The organism is Streptomyces sp. NPDC126503 (assembly GCF_040302405.1).
Lineage (GTDB): Bacteria > Actinomycetota > Actinomycetes > Streptomycetales > Streptomycetaceae > Streptomyces > Streptomyces gulbargensis.
Genome location: NZ_JBEORS010000003.1, coordinates 261,772 through 282,594, shown reverse-complemented (window position 1 = coordinate 282,594; position 20,823 = coordinate 261,772). Strand labels below are relative to the sequence as shown.

Here is a 20,823-nt window from a genome sequence, read left to right as displayed (position 1 = left end):
CCCGCCGCGGTGGCGGGGGCTTGTCGTCGTGAGGGATCTTGACCCACGACACGGCCGAAAACCGAGCGGAAACGGCGATTTGTGAGGCTCCTCACGACTGATCCATACGGGTGGACAAGCGGGTTTCGTGATCGTCGTAGGTTTGGCCAACGAGCCCCGCACCAGGGGTGGAACGTCTCATTCCGCCAGATGCGTACACCTGTTGTGCAAGTCACCCCCTCTCCATGTCGATACGTCGACTACGCCGAACGAGGGAGCGTTTCCGCAGTTCGCGTGGGCCGTCCGGGGCTCGACACGACACGCGGGAATGTCAACTGACGGATCGCCGGGGCAGCGTGACGCGGTCCGCCCGGCGCTCTCCGTCCAGCACGCGCAGAGCCTCCGTCAGCGTGCCCGCGTGCACCTCGCTCTCGCCCCGGATGTGCATGAGCGTCAGGGCCTCGCGCAGTGCCCGCGCCTGGCCCACCAGCGCCTGCGCCGCGCGCAGAGCGCCGTAGGTGTGCGCCCCCCGGGACGGGTTGATCCGCCCGAGGAGGTCCACGACTTCGAGGTACGCGTCGATGAACTCGCCCTCCGCGCGGGTCAGCGCGGGCAGCGGCGGAAGCTCGGGGAACACGGCCGCCTCACCTGCCGGAACCGCCGGCGGGACCCCGCCGGCTCGTGAGGACGTGGTCCACCAGTCCGTACGCGAGCGCCGCCGGCGCGTCGAGGACGGTGGGCCGGTCGAGGTCGGCGTCGATCCGCTCCCGGGGCTGCCCGGTGTGCCCGGCGAGCAGCCCGGCCATCAGGGCCCGCAGCCGCAGGAGTTCGCGGGCGTGGAGGTCGAGGTCGCCGAGCTGCCCCCGCAACGGCTCGTCCAGGGACGGTTGCTGGAGTGTGACGCGGGCGCCGGGCAGCATCATCCGTTTGCCGGGTGCGCCGGCCGCGAGGAGCACCGCCGCGGCGGCCGTGGCCTGCCCCAGGCAGGTCGTCTCCACGTCGCTCGCGAGCGACCCCATCGTGTCGTGGATCGCGGTCATGGCGCCGAGGTCGCCGCCGGGACTGTTGATGTACAGCGCGATGTCCCGTCCCGGTGCCTGGTGGTCGAGGAGCAGGAGCTGCGCGATGACGTCCGTCGCCGCCGTCTCGTCCACGGCCGCGCCGAGGAAGACGATCCGGGCGTCGAGGAGCTTGGAGTACGGATCGAGGGTGCGGCTCCCGTCGCCGGTCCGCTCCGTGAACTCGGGAAGGACGTGACGTGCGTCCATGGCTGAGCACCTCCGTGTAAAAAATGTACAGGACGTACAGACCGTAAGATGAGGAGCATGACCTACGAGATCCCGGTGACGCAAGCGCGAGCCGAGCTCGCCGACCTGATCAACCGCGTCGTCTACGGCGCGGAGCGCGTCGTCGTCACCCGCCACGGGAAGCCGCTCGTCGCCCTGGTCTCCGCCGCCGACCTGGAGAAGCTGGAGGCGCTGCAGGTATCGGAGGACGCCCCGGAGGAGAGGGAGGAGCGGGTCACCAGCACCGTCTCGCGCCTCACCCCCCAGGAATCCGCTCCCGGTGAACAGCGCCGCTTCGGCATCGCCGCCCACCACCGCGATCCGGGCGCGCCCTGACTCGGCTCCCGGCCGGATGATCATGAGATCGCAAAGCCGGAGTTAACGAGCCGGAAAAACTTCCGCCCTAACGTGCAATGTCTCGCCGCGCGGCGTATCTCGGCGGCTCAACAGAGTGTTGAGCGTCGTAGGGTCCGCAGCGGTCCGGGTGCCCGCCCGGTGGACGACTGTGAGGTGGAAGAGTGCAGCTGAGCCCGCACGAGCAGGAACGCCTGCTCATCCATGTCGCCGCCGATGTGGCGGAGAAGCGCCGTGCCCGGGGCCTGCGGCTCAACCACCCCGAGTGCGTCGCGCTCATCACCGCCCACGTTCTGGAGGGCGCCCGCGACGGCCGCACCGTCGCCGAACTCATGGCCTCCGGCCGCAAGGTGATCACCCGCGACGAGGTCATGGACGGGATCCCGGAGATGATCCACGACGTCCAGGTCGAGGCCACCTTCCCGGACGGCACCAAGCTCGTCACCGTCCACGACCCCATCGTCTGAACGGGACGCGCCGCCGATGATCCCCGGAGAGATCCTGTACGCGGACGGTCCCGTTCCCCTCAACGAGGGACGCCCCGTCACGCGGCTCACCGTCCTCAACGCCGCCGACCGGCCCGTCCAGGTCGGCTCCCACTACCACTTCGCCGAGGTCAACCCCGGCCTCGACTTCGACCGCGCGGCCGCCCGCGGCCGGCGGCTCCACATCGCCGCCGGCACCGCCGTGCGCTTCGAACCCGGCATCCCCGTCGAGGTCGAGCTGGTCCCGATCGCGGGCCGCCGCGTCGTCCCCGGCCTGCGCGGCGCCGTCGCCGGCCCGCTCGACCCGGACCCGTACGACACCGCGGGCCCCGGCCCGCACGACACCGGCGCCGAGACCGCGGGCCCCGGCCCGTACGGGACGGCCCCCGGTCCCACCACCCCGGCCCCAAAGGGCAGCGCCGCCGGAAGCACCGACCTCCAGGGAGCCGACCGTGCCTGAACTGCACCGCGCCGTCTACGCCGACCTGTTCGGGCCCACCACCGGCGACCGCGTCCGGCTGGCCGACACCGATCTGCTCGTGGAGATCGAGGAGGACCGCTCGGGCGGCCCCGGCCTGGCAGGCGAAGAGGCCGTCTTCGGCGGCGGCAAGGTGATCCGCGAGTCCATGGGGCAGGCCCGCACCACCCGCGCCGAGGGCGCCCCCGACACCGTGATCACCGGCGCCGTGATCATCGACCACTGGGGGATCGTCAAGGCCGACATCGGCATCCGTGACGGCCGGATCACCGGCATCGGCAAGGCCGGCAACCCCGACACCATGGACGGCGTCCACCCCGCCCTCGTCATCGGGCCCGAGACCGAGATCGTCGTCGGCAACGGGCGGATCGTCACCGCCGGCGCCGTCGACACCCACATCCACTTCATCTCGCCGACCGTCGTGGAACAGGCCCTCGCCACCGGCGTCACCACCCTCGTCGGCGGCGGCACCGGCCCCGCCGAGGGCAGCAAGGCCACCACCGTCACCCCCGGCCCCTGGCACATGGCCCGCATGTTCGAGGCCCTGGACACCTTCCCGGTGAACATCGGCCTGCTCGGCAAGGGCAACACCATGTCCCGCCCGGCGCTGCACTCCCAGCTGCGCGGCGGAGCCCTGGGTTTCAAGATCCACGAAGACTGGGGGGCCACCCCCGCCGTCATCGACACCTGCCTCGGCGTCTGCGAGGAGACCGGCGCCCAGCTGGCCATCCACACCGACACCCTCAACGAGGCCGGCTTCGTCGGCGACACCCTCGCCGCCATCGCGGGCCGCACCATCCACGCGTACCACACCGAGGGCGCGGGCGGCGGTCACGCCCCCGACATCATCACCGTCGTCTCCGAGCCGTACGTCCTGCCCAGCTCGACCAACCCCACCCGGCCGCACACCGTCAACACCATCGAGGAACACCTCGACATGCTGATGGTCTGCCACCACCTCAACCCGGCCGTCCCCGAGGACCTGGCCTTCGCCGAGTCCCGCATCCGGCCCTCCACCATCGCCGCCGAGGACGTGCTGCACGACCTCGGCGCCATCTCCATCATCTCCTCCGACTCGCAGGCCATGGGCCGTGTCGGCGAGGTGATCATGCGGACCTGGCAGACCGCCCACGTGATGAAGAAGCGGCGCGGCGCCCTCCCCGGCGACGGGCACGCCGACAACCACCGGGCCCGCCGGTACGTCGCCAAGTACACGATCAACCCGGCCGTCGCCCAGGGCATGGACCACCTCGTCGGCTCCGTCGAACCGGGCAAACTCGCCGACCTGGTGCTCTGGGAGCCCGCCTTCTTCGGGGTGAAACCGCTTCTCGTCCTCAAGGGCGGACAGATCGCGTACGCGCAGATGGGCGACGCCAACGCCTCCATCCCCACGCCCCAACCCGTCCTGCCCCGCCCCATGTTCGGGGCGCTCGGCAAGGCGGCCGCCGCCGGCTCGGTCAACTTCACCGCCCCGGCAGCCATCGAGGACGGCCTGCCCGAACGGCTCGGCGTGCACAAGGAGTTCGCCGCCATCGGCTCCACCCGCCGCGTCACCAAGGCGGACATGCGCGAGAACGACGCCCTGCCCCGCGTCGAGGTCGACGCCGACACCTTCACCGTCACCATCGACGGCGACCCGGTCGAACCCGCCCCCGCCGCGGAACTCCCCATGGCCCAGCGCTACTTCCTCTTCTGATGACACCGACCCGATCCGCCCTCCTCGTGCTCGCCGACGGCCGCTTCCCGGCCGGCGGGCACGCCCACTCCGGGGGCGCCGAGGCCGCCGTCAAGGCCGGCCGCATCCGCGACGCGGCCGGCCTGGAGGCCTTCTGCCGGGGCCGCCTGCACACCGCCGGCCTCACCTCGGCGGGCCTGGCCGCCGCCGGGGCCCTCGGCCTCGACCCGCACGCCCTCGACGCGGCCGCCGACGCCCGCACCCCCTCGCCCGCGCTGCGGGCCACCGCCCGCAAACTCGGCCGCCAGCTGATGCGCGCCGCCCGCGCCGCCTGGCCGCACCCCGAGCTCGACGCGCTGGCCGCCGCCTTCCCGCGCGGCGCCCACCAGCCCGTCGTCCTCGGCGTCACCGCCCGTGCCGCCGGACTCGGCCCCGAGGACGCCGCCCACTGCGCCGCGTACGAGACGGTCGGCGGGCCCGCCACCGCCGCCGTACGCCTCCTCGGGCTCGACCCCTACCAGGCCACCGCCGTCCTCGCCCGGCTCGCCCCCGACATGGACCGGGTCGCCGAACGCGCCACCGCCGCCGCCCGCGAAGGCGACCCCGATGCCCTGCCGGCCGCCTCCGCGCCGCTCCTCGACATCACCGCCGAACAGCACGCGACCTGGCCCGTCCGCCTCTTCGCCTCCTAGACCGCCTCCCGGCACCCCTACCGCAGCAGCGCAAGGAGCTGTCCATGCACCTCGACCACGCCCACGACCACCACGGCGCCGTCTCCGCCGACGCCCACCGTCCCGACGGCACCCGCCGCGCCCTGCGCATCGGCCTCGGCGGACCCGTCGGCTCCGGGAAGACCGCGACCGTCGCCGCCCTCTGCCGCGCCCTGCGCGACAGCCTCTCGCTCGCCGTCGTCACCAATGACATCTACACGCGCGAGGACGCCGAATTCCTGCTCCGCAACGCGGTCCTGCCGCCCGAGCGCATTCGCGCCGTGGAGACCGGGGCCTGCCCCCACACCGCCATCCGCGACGACATCTCCGCCAACCTCGAGGCCGTCGAGGAGCTGGAGGACGCCGTCGGCCCGCTCGACCTCATCCTCGTCGAGTCCGGCGGTGACAACCTCACCGCCACCTTCTCCAAGGGCCTGGTCGACGCCCAGATCTTCGTCATCGACGTGGCCGGCGGCGACGACATCCCCCGCAAGGGCGGGCCCGGCGTCACCACCGCCGACCTCCTCGTCGTCAACAAGACCGACCTCGCCCCCTACGTCGGATCCGACCTCGACCGGATGGCCCGCGACGCCGGAGAGCAGCGCGGGAACCTCCCCGTCGCCTTCACCTCACTGCGCGCCGAGAACGGCGTCGCGCCCGTCACCGACTGGGTGCGCGGCCGGCTCGCCGCCTGGGCCGCATGAGCCTGCGCGCCACCGCCCGGATCACCGCCGGGGCCGGGGGAACCCTGCCCGTCCTTCAGAGCGCGGGCCCCCTCGCCCTGCGCCGCACCCGCGCGCTCGGCGACACCGCCCGCGTCACCGTGGTCGGCGCCATGAGCGCCCCGCTGGGCGGCGACCGGCTCGCCATCGAGACGGAGGTACGGGACGGGGCGCGGCTCCTGGTCGACGCGGCCGCCGCCACCCTCGCCCTCCCGGGCCGGGGCGCGCACCCCGCCACGTACGACCTGCGCATGAACGTCGGCGCGGACGCGGTCCTGCGCTGGCTGCCCGAGCAACTCGTCTCCGTCCACGGCTCCGACCTGCGCACCCGCACCACCGTCGACCTCGACGCCACGGCCCGGCTCGTCCTGCGCGAGGAACAGGTCCTCGGCCGCCACGGCGAACCGCCCGGGACCCTCGTCAGCCGCCTCACCGTCCGCCGCGCCGGCCGCCCGCTCCTCGACCAGGAACTCGCCCACGGACCGGGCGCCCCCGCCGGCTGGGACGGGGGCGCCGTCCTCGGCGGTCACCGGGCCACCGGCCAACTGCTCGTGGTCGACCCCGACTTCGCGCGGACGCCGACCGGGACGAAGCTGCTGGGGGAGACCGCCGCGATCACCCCCCTCGCCGGCCCCGCCGCCCTGGTCACCGCCGTCGCCCCGGACGCCCTCACCCTCCGCCGCACCCTGGACGAGGCGCTCCGCCTCCTCGCCCCCACGTGACCCGACGGCCGGTCGGACCCCGCCGGTGCTCGTGCACGCGCGAGGCCCCACCGCTGCGCACGCTCAGCCGACGGCACGTGGTCCAGCGGACCACCGGGGTGGCGGCCGGACGACCAGCACCCCGCAGCCCTCCGGCGTCGCCCCAAGACCGGCGCCGCCTGGCAGGACACGCCCCCGCTCCGGACCCGGACCGTGCCGCGCGACGGCCGCGACCCGCCCGGCCCGGGCGCGGCGATCAGACCGATGACGACCGAGGGCGGCCTGTGCCCCGGCCGCCGGCGGCAGCCCTGCCCAGTGGGAGACCATCCTGGCCACGGCCGCGGCCGCGCTCTTTTAGACGTCCTGTTCATTTCTAGATGATCCGTCTAGCCTTGGAGGGCAGGGTGCCCGCGGGCTGCCAGACCCAGCGAGACGACGGCACGTCGAGCGAGGAGGAGCCGGAACCGCCCATGAACGCCGAACAACACGCAGCCTTCGCCACTCCCGGCCTGTATGACCGGTCCGGGAAGCGCTACTCCCTGGACGACCCCCGCTGGCGGGGTGACGACGGCAGCCCCCTCGCCGTCAGTGCGCTGCCGGGGCTGCGGCCCGAGCAGATCGACACCGCCGAACGGTCCCTGTGGCGCTATCACGCGGTCCTGCCCGTCCCGGCCGCGCGCCGGGTGAGCCTGGGGGAAGGATGTACGCCGATAATCCCGGTCGACTGGGCCGGCCGACGCGTCCACTTCAAGCTGGAGTGGTTCAACCCGACCTCCAGCTTCAAGGACCGGGGCGTATCGGTGATGATGTCGCACCTCGCGGCGCATGGCGCCGAGAGCGTACTGGAGGACAGTTCGGGCAACGGCGGCTCCGCGGTGGCCGCCTACGCGGCTGCTGCCGGTATCCGCGCCAAGATCATCGTTCCCGCCGCCACCTCGGAGGCCAAGATCCTCCAGTGCCGCGCCTACGGAGCCGAGATCGAGCTCGTGGAGGGCACCCGCGACCAGGTCGCCAAGGAGGCGATCCGTCAGTCGGAGCGGATCCCCTACGCGAGCCACAACTGGCACCCCATGTTCCTCCAGGGCACCAAGACCATCGCCTACGAGATGTGGGAGGCGCTCGGCTTCACGGCGCCCGACAACGTAGTGCTCGTCGCCGGTGCCGGCAGCAACATCATCGGTTGCGACCTCGCGTTCGGTGAACTGCTGGCCGCCGGGCAGATCGAGAGGCGCCCGCGCCTGTTCGTCGGGCAGCCCGAGAACTGGGCGACCATCGCCGACACGTTCAACGGCATCGACCCGGCCCGCCGCGGCGAGCGGATCCCGACGATCGCCGAGGGCGCGTCCATCGCCCGCCCGGTCCGGCTGCCCGAAGCGGTGGAGGCCATCCGCCGCTGTGACGGCGCTGCCTACGCGGTCCCCGAGACGGAGATCTACGCCGCGGTCCGCGCCCTGAGCGCGCGCGGTTTGTACGCCGAGCCGACCAGTAGCGTCGCCGCGGCGACCCTCGACCACTTCATCGCGACCGGAGAGATCGCTCCGGAAGAGACGACCGTGGTCGTGCTCACCGGCGCGGGACTGAAATCCGCCGAAAAGATGGCCGCGGTGTTCGCCGGACCCGGTGACGACGCCCAGGAATCGAGCAGCACGCGATGACCCGCCCCACCGGCCGACCGGATGACGAACGCACCGACCGGCCCGTCGCACCGGAAGAGGAGGGCTTCCTACCGGAAGACGAGCACCTCGTACGGGAGGCCGAGCGCATCGCTGTCGCTGTCGGCCGCATGTTCCCAGGTCTGTGCGAGGTCGTCCTGCACGATCTGCGCCGCCCCGACAACGCCATCCGCACCATCGAGAACAACCTGTCCGGACGGCAGGTCGGCGACTCCGCCACCGAACTGGGCCTGCGCCGCATCGCGGATCCCGAATATCCCAGCGTCATCCAGAACTACAGCAACCGGTTCCCCGACGGGCGTCCGGCCAAGAGCACCTCGATCGGCATCAAGAACGCCGAGGGACGCTACGTCGCGGCCCTGTGCCTGAACCTGGACGTCAGCACGCTGTCCCCGCTGGCCCTGACCCTCGCCAACCTCGTCGCCACGGATGCCGCACACCAGGACGAGACCCTGGAGACCCTGCGCGACCGTACCGGACGCGAACTCCGCTCAGCCATCGACTCCTTCGCCGCAGAGCGCTCCAGCACGCCGCGTGGCCTCAGCCGTGACCAGAAGCGCGAGTTGGTGCGCCGGCTGCACAGTGAGGGCTTCTTCGAGACCCGGAGCTCCGCACAGCTCATCGCCGACCAACTCGGCGTCTCCCGGGCGACCGTCTACAACTACACGAAGCAGCCACCCTGATGAACCCCCTCGGGAACCGGCCACGCCCCACATCCCCGCGGGGGATGTCCCCGGTGGCGGGCCCGCGTCACCGGCCGGACAATGGAGTTGCGCTCAGCCGAGGCTCACGGCCGTGCCCGGGTGCCCCTCCCTCGCTCCTGCGCCGCACCCTCCGGTACGGGCACATTCCGTTGCCCTTCTTCCGTCCGGCCCAGCGGCTCCGCACAGCTGTGCGCGGAGGTGTTCTCGATGACCATGTGGGACGTGTACTGCCCGGAGGAAGACCTCGTCGTCATCATGCTCTTCCCCACCAAGGAGGCCGCCACCGAGGCCGCGGCCGAACACAACAGCCAGTTCTCCCCGCCCCACACGTCCCGCTGGGCGGTGCACACGCCCGGTCCGGAGGACCCGCCGCTCCTCAGCGAGGCGCAGCGCGAGGCGTTCCAGCGGAACGAGTCCGACTTCGCGGAGCTGGAGCGGCACAAGCGCTCGGTACGCGAGGCCGCCGAGGCCCGCCTGCGTGAAGCGGACTACGATCCCGGCGGTCCGCTGTTCTGCTACGTCTGCACGTGCAGCCAGTACCTCGCGCCGCCCGACGACGAGGCCGGTGTCGACGCCCGGTGTGAGCGGGACTTCTGCCGGCACACGTGGATGCAGCACGCCTGAGACGCTGCCGTACACCACCCCGCGGCGCCGCGAGCCCGGCAAGATCCGGAAGACAGGTGCTAGTCGTCGGCCGCCTCCTTGACCACCGCCGCGTACTCGTCGACGTACTCCTGCCCGGACAGGCGCCGGATCGCCTCCATGATCTCGTCCGTCACCGCCCGGATCACCGCCTTCTCGTCCGCCGAGCCCGCGTACCGCGAGAAGTCCAGCGGCGCGCCGAAGCGGATCGTGACCCGGCGGATCTTCGGCACCAACCGGCCCGGCGGCTGGATCTCGAAGGTGCCCACCATCGCGCACGGCACGACCGGCACCCCGGCGGTCAGGGCCATCACCGCCACGCCCACCTTGCCCTTGTAGAGCCGTCCGTCGTGCGAGCGGGTGCCCTCCGGATAGATGCCGAGCAGCTCACCGCGCTCCAGGACACCGAGGCCCTCCCGGATCGCCGCGCGACCCGCCTCCTTGCCCGACCGGTCCACCGGGATCTGTCCGGCCGCGCGGAAGAACGCGGCCGTCAGGCGGCCCTTGAGCCCCGGCCCCGTGAAGTACTCCCGCTTCGCGAGGAAGGTGATGCGCCGGTCCAGGACGGCCGGCATCAGGAAGTGGTCGGAGAACGACAGGTGATTGCCCGCGACGATCGCCGCGCCCTCCTCCGGAACGTGCTCCAGGCCCTCGGTCCTCGGGCGGAACAGCAGTTTGAGCAGCGGGCCGAGGAACACGTACTTCAACAGCTGGTAGAACACCGGCAACCCCCGTTCGTCGTCCGTCAAGGCCGTTGTAACCGCCCGCGCGTCCGTGGTCCACTGGTGGGGGAGCGTCACCATGACCGCCGAACGCGCAGCGAGACGCCCCGGCCGACTCCTCACCGCGCTGCTGTGCGCGGCGACGGCGGCCGGGCTGTACGGCTGCTCCGGTACGGGTACCCCGGCACCGTCCTCCATTCCCCCCGCGTCCACGGCGGCCGCCCCGGACGGCCGTTCGCCGCTCACCGGCCTGCCCGCCCGAACGGGCCCCGCGCTCGCCGTCAAGATCGACAACGTGGCGGCGGCCCGCCCCCACACCGGCCTCGGCGCGGCCGACCTCGTCTACGTGGAACAGGTAGAGGGCGGCGCCACCCGCCTCCTCGCCGTCTACTCCTCGCGCCTCCCCGAGCTGGCCGGCCCGGTCCGCAGCGCCCGCGAGTCCGACATCGCGCTGCTGCGTCCCTTCGGCCGGCCGCTGCTCGCCTACTCCGGCGCCCAGAGCGCCCTTCACCCGCTGCTCCGCGCCGCGCCCCTGCACCCCCTCACGGAGGACACCGCCCCCCAGGCCTTCCGCCGCTCCCCGGACCGGCCGGCCCCGCACAACCTCTACCTGCGGCCCGAGCGCGCCCTCGCCACCGTCCCCGACGCCCCGCCCGTGCCGGACGTCGGCCTGCGCTTCGGGCCCGCCCCCGGCGGCGGCACCCCGACGGCGTCCACGACCGTCCGCTACCCGGCCGCCCGCTACACCTTCACCTGGTCGGCCGCCGACCGCGCCTGGCGCGTCGCCATGGACGGCCGGCCCGCACGTACCACCGACACCGGCCCCGTGACCGCCACGACGGTCGTCGTCCAGCGGGTCACCGTCCGGCCGTCCGACTTCCGCGACCGCTCCGGCGCCGTCTCGCCGTACACCGAGACCGTCGGCAGCGGCACGGCGGTCGTCCTGCGCGACGGCCGTGCCCACGAGGCCCGCTGGAGCAGGCCCGCCGCCGAGGCCGGAACCGCCTTCACCACGCCCGACGGCACGCCGCTCACCCTGGCCCCGGGCAGGACCTGGATCGTGCTGGCCCCGCGCGGGTAGGGCGCGCCGCGCCGGGTAGACGCCCGGACCCGGGCAGCGGCGGACCACACGGGTCCGGACGAGAGAGGCGGCACGCCATGGGCAGCGACATGTGGGGCTACTCCGGCACCTCCGGGCACGTGCCCGGGACCGAACTCATCGGGTACGCGGTCGAGGCGACGGACGGCTCCATCGGCAAGGTCGACCGGCACACCGAGGACGTCGGCCGCTCCTACCTCGTCGTCGACACCGGGCCGTGGATCCTCGGCCACAAGGTGCTGCTCCCCGCCGGGCTGGTCGAGCGCGTGGACAACGAGCACCGGACCGTGCGCGTCTCCTGCACCAAGGAGTGGGTCCGCGCGTCACCCGACTTCGCACGCGGACAGCACGACGACGACATCGCCCACCTGCGGCTCGTCGAGCAGTACTACGCGAACCGCCACATGTGAACCGCCGAGGCGCCCGGGGATCCTGCCGGACCCGCGGACCTGCAGGATCCTTCGGACCCGCCGGCCTACGGCCGTCAAGGCCCCGGGCGGCCCGGCCGGCGGGCGCGCGGCGGCGCGGGCGCGGCGCTGTCCGCCGCCGCCATCCCGACCGTCACCACCCCCAGCACGATCCAGCCGAACCAGAGCCAGCCGTTGCTGCCGAGGCCCACCGTGTACGCCGTCGTCAGGACCAGCGCCGCGCAGGTGAGGGCCGTCATCGCCTTCGTGGGACCGGACATCATCACTCCGCCCTCCTCGAAGCCATCGTGACCCCTGGAACGCGCCCCGCGCCACCCCCGCGCGCGCCCCCACCGCCTGGCGCGCCGGGGCGAGGGTGCTAGCTGCCGCTGCGGGCCCGCAGCGAGGCCAGGTAGGCGTTGTACGCCTCCAGCTCCTTGTCGCCGTCCCGGTCCGCGGCCCGGTCCTTGCGGACCGCGTGGCGCTGCTCGGAGTGGTACCACTGGTAGACCAGCGCGATCAGCACCAGCACGGAGGGGATCTCGCTGAACGCCCAGGCGATGCCGCCCGCCGCGTTCTGGTCGGAGAGCGCGTCGATGCCGAGCGAGGCCGGCGGGTTCGCGTACGCCTTCACCAGCGGCTCGGACGCCATCATCATGGCGATGCCGAAGAAGGCGTGGAACGGCATCCCGGCGAACAGCTCCAGCATCCGCATCACGTAGCCGGGGCGGTGCGGGCCCGGGTCCACGCCCATGATCGGCCAGAAGAACACCAGGCCCACCATCAGGAAGTGGACCATCATGCCGATGTGTCCCGTCTTCGACCCCATGAGGAAGTCGAACAGCGGGGTGAAGTACAGGCCGTAGAGGCTGGCGATGAACATGGAGATCGTGAACGCCGGGTGGGTGATCACCCGCATGTACCGGCTGTGCAGCAGCTTCAGGAGCAGCTCGCGGGGACCGGTCGAGCCGCGCCCCGCCACCGGCAGCGCCCGCAGCGCGAGGGTCACCGGCGCGCCGAGCAGCAGCAGGATCGGCGACAGCATGGAGATCACCATGTGCTGCACCATGTGCACGCTGAACATGACCATGCCGTAATCGTTGAGCCGGGTGCACATCACCAGGGCGATGGTCAGCACACCGGCGGTGAACAGCACGGTCCGGGCGACCGGCCAGGCGTCCCCGCGCCGCCGCAGCCGGAGCACGCCCCACCCGTACAGACCGAGCGCCGTCAGGCAGCCGATCAGGAAGAAGAGGTCGGGAGAGAACTCCAGGCCCCGTCCCAGCGTGAACGGCGGCAGATCCGTGGTCATGCCGTGCCCGCTGTGATCCATCAGTTACTCCTGGAGCCCGATTCGCGCTTGTTGTCCGCACCAGAGTAGAACCGCCCCCGGCCGCGTCCGCGACCGGGGGCGTCCGATGTGCGCGCGGCGGCCCGCGCCGTGCGTCAGAGCACGCACTCCGCCTCGGCGTAGCGGTCCGCCGGAACGGTCTTCAGGGACTCGACCGCCCGGGCCAGCGGCACCATGGTGATCTCCGTGCCGCGCAGCGCCGTCAGCATGCCGAACTCGCCCCGGTGCGCCGCCTCCACCGCGTGCCAGCCGAAGCGGGTGGCGAGGACGCGGTCGTACGCGGTCGGCGTGCCGCCGCGCTGGACGTGGCCGAGGATGACCGGGCGGGCCTCCTTGCCGAGACGCCGCTCCAGCTCGACCGAGAGCTGGTTGGCGACGCCCGTGAAGCGCTCGTGGCCGTACTCGTCCTTGCCGCCCGAGCGGAACTCCATGGTGCCCTCGCGCGGCTTCGCGCCCTCGGCCACGACCACGATCGCGAACCGCTTGCCCGCCTCGAAGCGCTCCCCGACGCGGGCCGTGAGCTCGTCCATGTCGAAGGGGCGCTCGGGGACGACGATGGCGTGCGCCCCGGCGGCCATGCCGGAGTGCAGCGCTATCCAGCCGGTGTGACGGCCCATGACCTCCACGACCAGGACCCGCTGGTGGGACTCGGCGGTGGTCTTCAGGCGGTCCAGGGCCTCGGTCGCCACGGTGACGGCGGTGTCGAAGCCGAAGGTGACGTCGGTGGAGGAGATGTCGTTGTCGATGGTCTTGGGGACGCCCACGATCGGCAGGCCGCCCTGCGAGAGCAGGTTCGCCGCCTTGAGGGTGCCCTCGCCGCCGATCGGGATGATCGCGTCCAGGCCCAGGTCGGCGACGTGGCCCTTGGCGCGCTCCACGCCGCCCACCAGGTGCGCGGGCTGGACGCGGGAGGAGCCGAGGATGGTGCCGCCGCGGGCGAGGATGCCGTTGACCGCGTCGAGGTCCAGCTTGCGGTAGTCCGCCTCCAGGAGGCCCTTCCACCCGTCGTGGAATCCGATGACCTCGTCGCCGTGGTCGACCACGGCGCGGTGCACGACGGATCGGATGACGGCATTCAGACCGGGGCAGTCTCCGCCGGAGGTGAGCACACCAATGCGCATAGCCCAAAAACCTTTGCAACGTGGGCCGACTCCCGGACCACGTCGTCCGGCTGGATCCCCGCCACCCTATCGCCGTGGGGGCGGCGGGACCGAACCGGATGTCCGCACAGTGGACACCGTACTTTCGTACGGAAACGGGCGCGCGGTCTCCCGCGCGCCCGTACCGGCTCCCGATGGCCTCCGCGCGCCCTACGCGGGCTGGGTGGCCGCCGCGATGCGCTCGGCGCGCAGCGCCTCGTACCAGCGGTCGTCCGTCGGCGGCAGCGCGTTGACGTCGAGCGCGAGCTTCAGCAGCAGGTCCGCGATCTGCGGGTTGCGGGCCATCACGGGGCCGTGCATGTACGTGCCGAAGACGGTGTCGTTGTACGCGCCCTCGGTGCCGTCGCCGGTTCCGTTGCCGTTGCCGAAGACGGTCCGCGCGAACGGGCGGGCGGTCGGGCCGAGGTGGGTGATGCCCTGGTGGTTCTCGAAGCCGGTCAGCTGGGGCAGGCCCAGCTGCGGGTCGATGTCGGCGAGGACGTCGCCGACGCACCGGGCGCCCTCGCCGCGGGTGGAGATCACGTCGATGAGGCCGAGGCCCGCCTCGCGCTCGCCGAGGTCGTTGATGAACTCGTGGCCGAGGATCTGGTAGCCGGCGCACACCGAGAAGATGATCGCCCCGTTGGAGGCGGCCCGGCTGAGGCCGCCGTCGCGGCGCAGCCGCTCCGCCGCGAGCCGCTGCGGCCGGTCCTCGCCGCCGCCGATGAGGTAGATGTCACCGGAGGTCGGCACGGGCTGGTCGCTGCGGACGTCGACGCGCTCGACGTGGAGGCCGCGCTGCTCGGCGCGGCGCTGGACGACGAGGACGTTGCCCTGGTCGCCGTAGGTGCTGAGCAGGTCCGGGTAGACCCAGACCAGGCGCAGGCTGCTGTCAGTCATGCTGCATGTCCTCTACGGGTCAGTTGCCGACGCGGCGGCGGACGTCCTGGAAGGCGGTGTAGTTGGCGATCAGCTCGATCTGCCCGGGCGGGGCCATGGCGACGGCCTCGTCGAGCGTCTCGCAGACGCGGAAGTCGACGCCCGCCACCTCCAGGCGGACGGCGAGGTCCAGCTTCCGGTCGCCGATCACCATGATCGGGTGGCCGGCGAGCCGCCCGTAGTCCACGTCCCACAGCCAGGAGGTGTCCGTGCCGTCGGCGCCGCGCGCGTTGACGGAGAGGATCACCGGCGCCGGCGGGCCGTCGATCAGGGAAAACGTTTCGAGCCAGCCCGCCGGGTTCTTCGCCAGGAGCAGGCGCAGGTCACGGCCCTGGAAGGACACCACGTCGTACCGGCCGGCGACGGCCTGCACCTGGTACATGCGCTCCAGGGCGACCTGCGGCGGTACGCCGAAGACGGCGGCGACGGCGGCCGAGGTGGCGGCGTTCGCCTTGTTGGCGCGGCCGGGCAGCTGGAGCCGGATCGGCCAGGCCGAACCGTGCGGGTCCAGCACGTGGTCACCGCTGAGGGCCCAGCTGGGCGCGGGGCGGCGGAAGCCGCACTCGCCGCAGAACCAGTCGTCGCCCGGGCGCTGCATGACACCGCCGCAGGCGGGGCAGGACCAGGCGTCGTCCTTCCACATCTGGCCCGCGGCGACCCACACCACGTTGGGGGAGGAGGAGGCGGCCCACACGATCAGCGGGTCGTCGGCGTTGGCGATGACGACCGCCTTGGTGCCGTTGAGGCCCTCGCGCCACTTCTCGGCGAGCATCCGGGTCTCGGCGGCGCGGTCGAGCTGGTCGCGGGAGAGGTTGAGCAGCGCGATCGCCTTGGGGGTGGTGTCGCGGGCGACCCCGGCGAGGTACTTCTCGTCGACCTCGATCACGCCGAAGCGGGCGTCCGAGCCGCCGGCCAGGGCGGAGGTGATGCCGGCGGGCATGTTGGCGCCGAGGGCGTTGGAGACGACCGGACCGCTGGCGCGCAGCGCCTCGGCGATGAGCCGGGTCGTGGTCGTCTTGCCGTTGGTCGCGGACACGAGGACGACGTCCAGGTGCTGCGCGAGTCGCCCCAGCAGGTCGGGGTCGAGCTTGAGCGCCACCCGGCCGCCGATCACCGATCCGCTGCCGCGTCCGGCCGCCCGCGACACCGCGGCCGCGGCCTTGCCCGCCGTCACGGCCAGCTTGGCACGCGGCGACAGCGGCTCTGGATTACCGGGGTGTCCTGACATCGTCCTTGTTCCTCCTTGCGTCGGTCCGGGCTCAGCCTATCGAGATCCGGCCAGCAGCCCGAACCGCGGCACCACGCCGGGGCCGCGCGAAACTTCCAGGTCACGGCGGACCGTACCCTTACCGCCATGCGAAACCGCCCCATCCCCGGCAGTTCCGGCCGCGTCCGAGCGCTGACCCTGCTCGGCGACCCCGTGCTGCACACCCCCTGCGCGCCCGTCACCGACTTCGGCCCCGAACTGGCGCGGCTGGTCGAGGACATGTTCGCCACGATGTACGCGGCGAACGGGGTGGGCCTGGCGGCCAACCAGGTGGGCGTGGGCCTGCGGGTCTTCGTGTACGACTGCCCCGACGACGAGGACGTGCGCCATCTGGGGCATGTGGTGAACCCGCGGCTCGTGGAGGCGGACGGGGACGTGATCCGCGGCCCGGAGGGCTGTCTCTCCCTGCCGGGCCTGGAGGCCCCGACGCCCCGCCACGACCGCGCGGTGGTGGAGGGCGTCCGGGCGGACGGCACTCCGGTACGGGTCGAGGGCACGGGCTTCTTCGCCCGCTGCCTCCAGCACGAGGCCGATCATCTGGACGGCGGGGTCTACGCGGAACGGGTCACGGGGTGGCGGAGGTCACGTCTGCTGCGGGCGATCCGGAAGGAGCCGTGGGGCGCGGGAGAGGGGTCCCTGCGCGGCTGACGGGGCGCCAGTGCGTGCGGCTCCCTTCCGGGGCCTCGCCGCGGCTGTCGTGCGCCGGGTTTCTCCGAGGCCCGGCGTGTGTGCGGCCGTACGCCAGGACACCGGCGGTCCGCCGTGCCCCGGGGTTCTTGGAGGCCCGGATCTCAGAAGCCCGGGCCGTCCGGGCGGTCGTCGGCCAGGGAGAGGCGGCCCCACAGGAGGTCGGCCAGGGCGGTGACCAAGGCCGCGCGGGAGCAGGGGCGTTCGCCGAGCCACCAGTCGCCGGCGGCGTGCATCATGCCGACGATGCCGTGGCCCCAGATGCGGGCCTGGGCCTCGCCGCCGGGGCCGAGGTCGATGCGTTCGGCGATGACCTGGCCGAGCTCCTCGCCCATGCGCCGCAGCAGCGGGGCGGAGTGGCGGCCGACGTCGAAGCCCTGCTCGGCCTGGTGCGACTCCTCGGCCGGGTGCATGAGGAAGCGGTACACCTGCGGCATCGCCTCGATGGAGGCGAGATACGTGTCCAGGGTGGACTCGACGCGCCGGCGCCGGTCGGCGGGGGCGTCCAGGGCGGCGCGGAGCGCGGCCAGGAGCGCGTCGGTGTGCCGGGTGGCGAGGGCGCGGTAGAGACCGCCCTTGTCGCCGAAGTGGCGGTACAGGATCGGCTTGGTGATGCCCGCCTCCGCCGCGATGGCGTTCATGGAGGCCTTGGGGCCGTCCCGGAGCACCACGCGGTCCGCCGCCTCCAGCAGCTCGCGCCGGCGCTGCTCGGCGGGCTTCTGCTGGTCGGTGGTCCGGTGTGTGGTGTCCATAAGCGTGTCTCCCCGCCCGTGCGATTCCGTGAGGCTGTCGCAACGTAACACCCGCACGGCGCCGGGTGCCGTCCGGCCTGCTCCGCTCCGCCGCAGGTTGACAGCCCATACCCGCCGGTAACAGACTGTGTTACCGAAGGTAACGTACTGCTGGGAGGGAACATGGGCGAGTTCACGCTCGAACTCAACGAGGACCAGAAGCAGGTCCGGGACTGGCTGCACGGCTTCGCCGCCGACGTCATGCGCCCCGCGGCCGCCGAGTGGGACGAGCGTGAGGAGACTCCCTGGCCGATCATCCAGGAAGCGGCGAAGCTCGGCATCTATTCCCTCGATTTCTACGCCCAGCAGTTCTTCGACCCCACCGGTCTCGGCATCCCCCTGACCATGGAGGAACTCTTCTGGGGCGACGCCGGCATCGCCCTCTCCATCGTCGGCACCGGCCTCGCCGCCGTCGGCGTCCTCGCCAACGGCACCGAGGAGCAGATCGGCACCTGGGTCCCGCAGATGTACGGTGACGCCACCGACGTCAAGGTCGCCGCCTTCTGCTCCTCCGAACCCGACGCCGGCTCCGACGTCGCCTCGATGCGCACCCGGGCCGTCTACGACGAGGCCAAGGACGAGTGGGTGCTCAACGGCACCAAGACCTGGGCGACCAACGGCGGCATCGCCCACGTCCACGTCGTCGTCGCCGTCGTCGACCCGGAGCTCGGCTCCAAGGGCCACGCCTCCTTCATCGTGCCGCCGGGCACCCCCGGCCTCTCCCAGGGCCAGAAGTTCCAGAAGCACGGCATCCGCGCCTCCCACACCGCCGAGGTGGTCCTGGAGGACGTCCGCGTCCCCGGCCACTGCCTGCTCGGTGGCAAGGAGAAGCTGGACGAGCGCCTCGCCCGCGCCCGCGAGAAGTCCAGGAGCGGCGGTGGGTCCGTGAAGAACGCGGCCATGGCCACCTTCGAGGCCTCCCGCCCCGCCGTCGGCGCGATGGCCGTCGGCACCGCCCGCGCCGCGTACGAGGTCGCCCTCGACTACGCGAAGACCCGCGTCCAGTTCGGCCGCCCCATCATCGAGAACCAGGGCGTCGCCTTCCAGCTCGCCGACATGCGCACCCGGATCGACGCGGCGCGGCTCCTCGTCTGGCGTGCCTCCTGGATGGCCACCGCCGGCAAGCCGTTCACCTCCGCCGAGGGCTCGATGTCCAAGCTCTACGCGAGCGAGGTCGCCAAGGAGGTCACCGCCCAGGCGATCCAGATCCTCGGCGGCAACGGCTACACCCGCGAGTACCCGGTGGAGCGGATGCACCGCGACGCGGCCATCTACACCATCTTCGAGGGGACGAGCGAGATCCAGCGCATGGTCATCAGCCGCGCCCTGGCCAAGTAGCGGCCGCCCGGGGGACCGGTTCAGCCGAACCACACCACCAGGCGCACGTTCCCCGGCCCGTGGGCGGCGGCCCGTTCGCGCATGGCCACTCGTACGGCCACAGCTCCTGGCCGAAGAGTTCCTCGGCCGCGTCGATCACCTCGTCGGGCAGCGGGCGCACGGCCCGGAGGCCGAGCCGCCCGGCGGGACCGGGCCGCCACGCCCCGACGTGGTTCGCGTCGGTTTCCGGGGTGTTCTGTCGTGTTCGACACCAGGAACACCCGTCGATCCATGCGGAATTCACGGCTCCGCCGTGGCCGCTCCACCTTCCGACCGTAGCGTCGCGGCCGTCCCAGAACGCTACCGAGGAGTATCGTGAGCGCTTCCGCTCTGACCGCTCTCACCGCCGCCCTGGCCGTGATGACCGGTGTCTCCGCCACCCCCCAGCCGGTGACCGTCACCGCCCGGGTCGAGACCCCCGCAGTGTACGACGACGAGGCCGGCGGCAACGCCGACGCCGACGACCCCGCCGTCTGGGTCGACCCCGAGCGCCCCGGCCGCAGCCTGGTCATCGGCACCCTCAAGGAGGGCGGGCTCGACGTCTACGGGCTCGACGGCCGCCGCCTCCAGCACATCGCCGCCCCGCAGGCGCCCGGCGAGGACGCCGCCCCCGGCCGCTTCAACAACGTCGACGTCGTCCACGGCTTCGAACTGAACGGCCGCAGGACCGACCTGGCGCTGGTCAGCGACCGGGGCCGGGACCGGATCCGGGCCTACGCCATCGACCCCGCCGCCGTCGCCGCGGGCCGCCCGCCGCTGCGGGACGTCACGGCCGCCGGCGTCGCGCCCGTCTTCGCCGCCGACGAGACCGAGGTCGACGAGCAGCGCACCGCCTACGGACTGGCCGCCTACGCCGACGACGGTGACGCCTACGTCGTGGTCTCCCAGCGCGAGCGGACCCGGCTGCGGCTGCTCGAACTCGAGGACCGCAACGGGCGCGTCGGCTACCGGCTGAAGGACACCCTGGACCTGCCCGACACCTTCACCCTGCCGAACGGCACCTCCTGGAGGCCCTGCGCCGACCCCGGCGAACTTCCCCAGGTGGAGGGCATGGCCGTCGACCAGGAGGAGCACGTCCTCTACGCGGCGCAGGAGGCCGTCGGCCTCTGGCGCGTCGACCTGGACGAGGCCGAGTTCGAGCAGCCGCGCCTGCTCGACAAGGTCCGCGAGTACGGCACCCCGTGGACGTACGACACGGCGGAGGAGGAGTGCGTCCTCGACACCGCCCACGACCCCGGCTTCGGCGGTGACCGGCTGAGCGCCGACGCGGAGGGCGTCACCCTCTACCACGCCGCCGACGGCGAGGGCTACGTCCTCGCCTCCAGCCAGGGCGACAACACCTTCGCCGTCTACGAGCGCCAGGGCGGCAACGCCTACCTCGGTTCCTTCGCGATCGGCGACGGCCCGGCCACCGACGGCGTCCAGCACTCCGACGGTTCCACCGTCGTCAACGTCCCGCTCGGCCGGTCCTTCCCGCAGGGCGCCCTGATCACCCACGACGGCGAGGCCACCCCAGCCGACGGCGACCGCGAGGGCACCAACTTCAAGTTCACCCCCTGGGAGTCCGTCGCCGGCGCCTTCCCGGAGCCGCTGACCGTCGACACCGGCTCCTTCGACCCGCGCGACACCGACTGA

General features: G+C 72.7%; 23 protein-coding genes and 1 pseudogene. 15 read left to right on the top strand and 9 right to left on the bottom strand.

Annotation, left to right across the window (positions count from 1 at the left end; translation table 11 throughout):
* Positions 1 to 310 precede the first annotated feature (310 nt).
* Together ABTY40_RS06445 and ABTY40_RS06440 are read right to left on the bottom strand one after the other, a co-directional pair.
* Positions 311 to 616 (bottom strand): hypothetical protein, encoded by a 306-nt coding sequence (locus tag ABTY40_RS06445; RefSeq protein WP_352058457.1) that lies wholly within the window; start codon positions 614 to 616, stop codon positions 311 to 313.
* Positions 617 to 623: 7 nt separating this feature from the next.
* Positions 624 to 1,247: an ATP-dependent Clp protease proteolytic subunit gene (locus ABTY40_RS06440; protein WP_352058456.1), complete on the bottom strand. Its 624-nt coding sequence runs from the start codon at positions 1,245 to 1,247 to the stop codon at positions 624 to 626.
* A gap of 57 nt (positions 1,248 to 1,304) precedes the next feature.
* Here ABTY40_RS06440 and ABTY40_RS06435 point away from each other — a divergent pair, with 57 nt between their 5' ends.
* The 10 genes and pseudogenes from ABTY40_RS06435 (at position 1,305) to ABTY40_RS06390 (ending at position 9,391) form a co-directional block, all read left to right on the top strand.
* Positions 1,305 to 1,601 carry a type II toxin-antitoxin system Phd/YefM family antitoxin gene (locus ABTY40_RS06435; RefSeq protein WP_352058455.1) on the top strand — a complete coding sequence of 99 codons (297 nt, stop codon included), beginning with the start codon at positions 1,305 to 1,307 and terminating at the stop codon, positions 1,599 to 1,601.
* 182 nt (positions 1,602 to 1,783) lie between these two features.
* Positions 1,784 to 2,086 carry an urease subunit gamma gene (locus tag ABTY40_RS06430; protein WP_352058454.1) on the top strand — a complete coding sequence of 101 codons (303 nt, stop codon included), beginning with the start codon at positions 1,784 to 1,786 and terminating at the stop codon, positions 2,084 to 2,086.
* A gap of 16 nt (positions 2,087 to 2,102) precedes the next feature.
* Positions 2,103 to 2,408: pseudogene (locus tag ABTY40_RS06425) on the top strand (urease subunit beta); the annotation flags it as partial.
* 148 nt (positions 2,409 to 2,556) lie between these two features.
* The gene (locus ABTY40_RS06420) at positions 2,557 to 4,278 is read left to right on the top strand and encodes an urease subunit alpha (RefSeq protein WP_352058453.1); all 1,722 of its coding nucleotides are present in this window, start codon (positions 2,557 to 2,559) and stop codon (positions 4,276 to 4,278) included.
* Positions 4,278 to 4,949 carry an urease accessory protein UreF gene (locus tag ABTY40_RS06415; RefSeq protein WP_352058452.1) on the top strand — a complete coding sequence of 224 codons (672 nt, stop codon included), beginning with the start codon at positions 4,278 to 4,280 and terminating at the stop codon, positions 4,947 to 4,949. The genes ABTY40_RS06420 and ABTY40_RS06415 overlap by 1 nt, the downstream gene beginning before the upstream one ends.
* A 44-nt stretch (positions 4,950 to 4,993) precedes the next feature.
* Complete coding sequence (gene ureG / locus ABTY40_RS06410; RefSeq protein ID WP_352058451.1) at positions 4,994 to 5,671, top strand: urease accessory protein UreG; 678 nt, start codon at positions 4,994 to 4,996, stop codon at positions 5,669 to 5,671.
* On the top strand, positions 5,668 to 6,411 hold the full coding sequence (locus ABTY40_RS06405; protein WP_352058450.1) for an urease accessory protein UreD: 744 nt from the start codon (positions 5,668 to 5,670) through the stop codon (positions 6,409 to 6,411). Before ureG ends, ABTY40_RS06405 begins: the two co-directional genes overlap by 4 nt.
* A 449-nt stretch (positions 6,412 to 6,860) precedes the next feature.
* Positions 6,861 to 8,045 carry a threonine synthase gene (locus ABTY40_RS06400; protein ID WP_352058449.1) on the top strand — a complete coding sequence of 395 codons (1,185 nt, stop codon included), beginning with the start codon at positions 6,861 to 6,863 and terminating at the stop codon, positions 8,043 to 8,045.
* On the top strand, positions 8,042 to 8,746 hold the full coding sequence (locus ABTY40_RS06395; RefSeq protein ID WP_352058448.1) for a helix-turn-helix transcriptional regulator: 705 nt from the start codon (positions 8,042 to 8,044) through the stop codon (positions 8,744 to 8,746). The genes ABTY40_RS06400 and ABTY40_RS06395 overlap by 4 nt, the downstream gene beginning before the upstream one ends.
* A 228-nt stretch (positions 8,747 to 8,974) precedes the next feature.
* Complete coding sequence (locus ABTY40_RS06390) at positions 8,975 to 9,391, top strand: hypothetical protein (RefSeq protein ID WP_352058447.1); 417 nt, start codon at positions 8,975 to 8,977, stop codon at positions 9,389 to 9,391.
* A 59-nt stretch (positions 9,392 to 9,450) separates the two neighbouring features.
* Here ABTY40_RS06390 and ABTY40_RS06385 read toward each other — a convergent pair whose 3' ends face one another.
* Positions 9,451 to 10,131, bottom strand: a complete 681-nt coding sequence (locus tag ABTY40_RS06385; RefSeq protein WP_352058556.1) for a lysophospholipid acyltransferase family protein — start codon at positions 10,129 to 10,131, stop codon at positions 9,451 to 9,453.
* A gap of 79 nt (positions 10,132 to 10,210) precedes the next feature.
* Here ABTY40_RS06385 and ABTY40_RS06380 point away from each other — a divergent pair, with 79 nt between their 5' ends.
* The gene (locus ABTY40_RS06380) at positions 10,211 to 11,212 is read left to right on the top strand and encodes a DUF3048 domain-containing protein (protein WP_352058446.1); all 1,002 of its coding nucleotides are present in this window, start codon (positions 10,211 to 10,213) and stop codon (positions 11,210 to 11,212) included.
* A gap of 77 nt (positions 11,213 to 11,289) precedes the next feature.
* Positions 11,290 to 11,640: a PRC-barrel domain containing protein gene (locus ABTY40_RS06375; protein WP_352058445.1), complete on the top strand. Its 351-nt coding sequence runs from the start codon at positions 11,290 to 11,292 to the stop codon at positions 11,638 to 11,640.
* 74 nt (positions 11,641 to 11,714) lie between these two features.
* On the opposite strand, the gene ABTY40_RS06370 is transcribed toward ABTY40_RS06375, so the two are convergent.
* The 5 genes from ABTY40_RS06370 to ABTY40_RS06350 all read right to left on the bottom strand — a co-directional run bounded on the left by ABTY40_RS06370 (position 11,715) and on the right by ABTY40_RS06350 (position 16,294).
* Entirely contained in the window at positions 11,715 to 11,918 is a 204-nt protein-coding gene (locus ABTY40_RS06370; protein ID WP_352058444.1) for a hypothetical protein, read from the bottom strand.
* Positions 11,919 to 12,016: 98 nt separating this feature from the next.
* A complete protein-coding gene (locus ABTY40_RS06365; protein ID WP_345284697.1) occupies positions 12,017 to 12,970 on the bottom strand; it encodes a cytochrome c oxidase assembly protein in 954 nt (317 codons plus the stop codon).
* A 113-nt stretch (positions 12,971 to 13,083) separates the two neighbouring features.
* Positions 13,084 to 14,109, bottom strand: coding sequence for a 6-phosphofructokinase (locus ABTY40_RS06360; protein ID WP_309052399.1), 1,026 nt, complete (start codon positions 14,107 to 14,109; stop codon positions 13,084 to 13,086).
* 189 nt (positions 14,110 to 14,298) lie between these two features.
* On the bottom strand, positions 14,299 to 15,027 hold the full coding sequence (locus ABTY40_RS06355; protein ID WP_309052398.1) for a type 1 glutamine amidotransferase: 729 nt from the start codon (positions 15,025 to 15,027) through the stop codon (positions 14,299 to 14,301).
* Positions 15,028 to 15,046: 19 nt separating this feature from the next.
* A complete protein-coding gene (locus tag ABTY40_RS06350) occupies positions 15,047 to 16,294 on the bottom strand; it encodes a Mur ligase family protein (RefSeq protein WP_309057471.1) in 1,248 nt (415 codons plus the stop codon).
* A 126-nt stretch (positions 16,295 to 16,420) separates the two neighbouring features.
* On the opposite strand from ABTY40_RS06350, the gene def reads away from it, so the two are divergent.
* On the top strand, positions 16,421 to 16,981 hold the full coding sequence (gene def / locus ABTY40_RS06345; RefSeq protein WP_352058443.1) for a peptide deformylase: 561 nt from the start codon (positions 16,421 to 16,423) through the stop codon (positions 16,979 to 16,981).
* A 143-nt stretch (positions 16,982 to 17,124) separates the two neighbouring features.
* Here the strand turns inward: def and ABTY40_RS06340 are convergent, their stop codons facing one another.
* Positions 17,125 to 17,772 (bottom strand): TetR/AcrR family transcriptional regulator, encoded by a 648-nt coding sequence (locus tag ABTY40_RS06340; protein WP_352058442.1) that lies wholly within the window; start codon positions 17,770 to 17,772, stop codon positions 17,125 to 17,127.
* A 162-nt stretch (positions 17,773 to 17,934) separates the two neighbouring features.
* Here ABTY40_RS06340 and ABTY40_RS06335 point away from each other — a divergent pair, with 162 nt between their 5' ends.
* A complete protein-coding gene (locus ABTY40_RS06335) occupies positions 17,935 to 19,149 on the top strand; it encodes an acyl-CoA dehydrogenase family protein (protein ID WP_352058441.1) in 1,215 nt (404 codons plus the stop codon).
* Between the two features lie 354 nt (positions 19,150 to 19,503).
* On the top strand, positions 19,504 to 20,823 hold the full coding sequence (locus tag ABTY40_RS06330) for a phytase (RefSeq protein WP_352058440.1): 1,320 nt from the start codon (positions 19,504 to 19,506) through the stop codon (positions 20,821 to 20,823).

Bases quoted from the DNA above. Each gene is read 5' to 3' on its own strand.
- ABTY40_RS06440 (WP_352058456.1), bottom strand. From the start codon at position 1,247: ATGGACGCACGTCACGTCCTTCCCGAGTTCACGGAGCGGACCGGCGAC.
- ABTY40_RS06435 (WP_352058455.1), top strand. From the start codon at position 1,305: ATGACCTACGAGATCCCGGTGACGCAAGCGCGAGCCGAGCTCGCCGAC.
- ABTY40_RS06415 (WP_352058452.1), top strand. From the start codon at position 4,278: ATGACACCGACCCGATCCGCCCTCCTCGTGCTCGCCGACGGCCGCTTC.
- ureG (WP_352058451.1), top strand. From the start codon at position 4,994: ATGCACCTCGACCACGCCCACGACCACCACGGCGCCGTCTCCGCCGAC.
- ABTY40_RS06405 (WP_352058450.1), top strand. From the start codon at position 5,668: ATGAGCCTGCGCGCCACCGCCCGGATCACCGCCGGGGCCGGGGGAACC.
- ABTY40_RS06400 (WP_352058449.1), top strand. From the start codon at position 6,861: ATGAACGCCGAACAACACGCAGCCTTCGCCACTCCCGGCCTGTATGAC.
- ABTY40_RS06395 (WP_352058448.1), top strand. From the start codon at position 8,042: ATGACCCGCCCCACCGGCCGACCGGATGACGAACGCACCGACCGGCCC.
- ABTY40_RS06390 (WP_352058447.1), top strand. From the start codon at position 8,975: ATGACCATGTGGGACGTGTACTGCCCGGAGGAAGACCTCGTCGTCATC.
- ABTY40_RS06380 (WP_352058446.1), top strand. From the start codon at position 10,211: ATGACCGCCGAACGCGCAGCGAGACGCCCCGGCCGACTCCTCACCGCG.
- ABTY40_RS06375 (WP_352058445.1), top strand. From the start codon at position 11,290: ATGGGCAGCGACATGTGGGGCTACTCCGGCACCTCCGGGCACGTGCCC.
- ABTY40_RS06370 (WP_352058444.1), bottom strand. From the start codon at position 11,918: ATGTCCGGTCCCACGAAGGCGATGACGGCCCTCACCTGCGCGGCGCTG.
- ABTY40_RS06365 (WP_345284697.1), bottom strand. From the start codon at position 12,970: ATGGATCACAGCGGGCACGGCATGACCACGGATCTGCCGCCGTTCACG.
- ABTY40_RS06360 (WP_309052399.1), bottom strand. From the start codon at position 14,109: ATGCGCATTGGTGTGCTCACCTCCGGCGGAGACTGCCCCGGTCTGAAT.
- ABTY40_RS06355 (WP_309052398.1), bottom strand. From the start codon at position 15,027: ATGACTGACAGCAGCCTGCGCCTGGTCTGGGTCTACCCGGACCTGCTC.
- ABTY40_RS06350 (WP_309057471.1), bottom strand. From the start codon at position 16,294: ATGTCAGGACACCCCGGTAATCCAGAGCCGCTGTCGCCGCGTGCCAAG.
- def (WP_352058443.1), top strand. From the start codon at position 16,421: ATGCGAAACCGCCCCATCCCCGGCAGTTCCGGCCGCGTCCGAGCGCTG.
- ABTY40_RS06340 (WP_352058442.1), bottom strand. From the start codon at position 17,772: ATGGACACCACACACCGGACCACCGACCAGCAGAAGCCCGCCGAGCAG.
- ABTY40_RS06335 (WP_352058441.1), top strand. From the start codon at position 17,935: ATGGGCGAGTTCACGCTCGAACTCAACGAGGACCAGAAGCAGGTCCGG.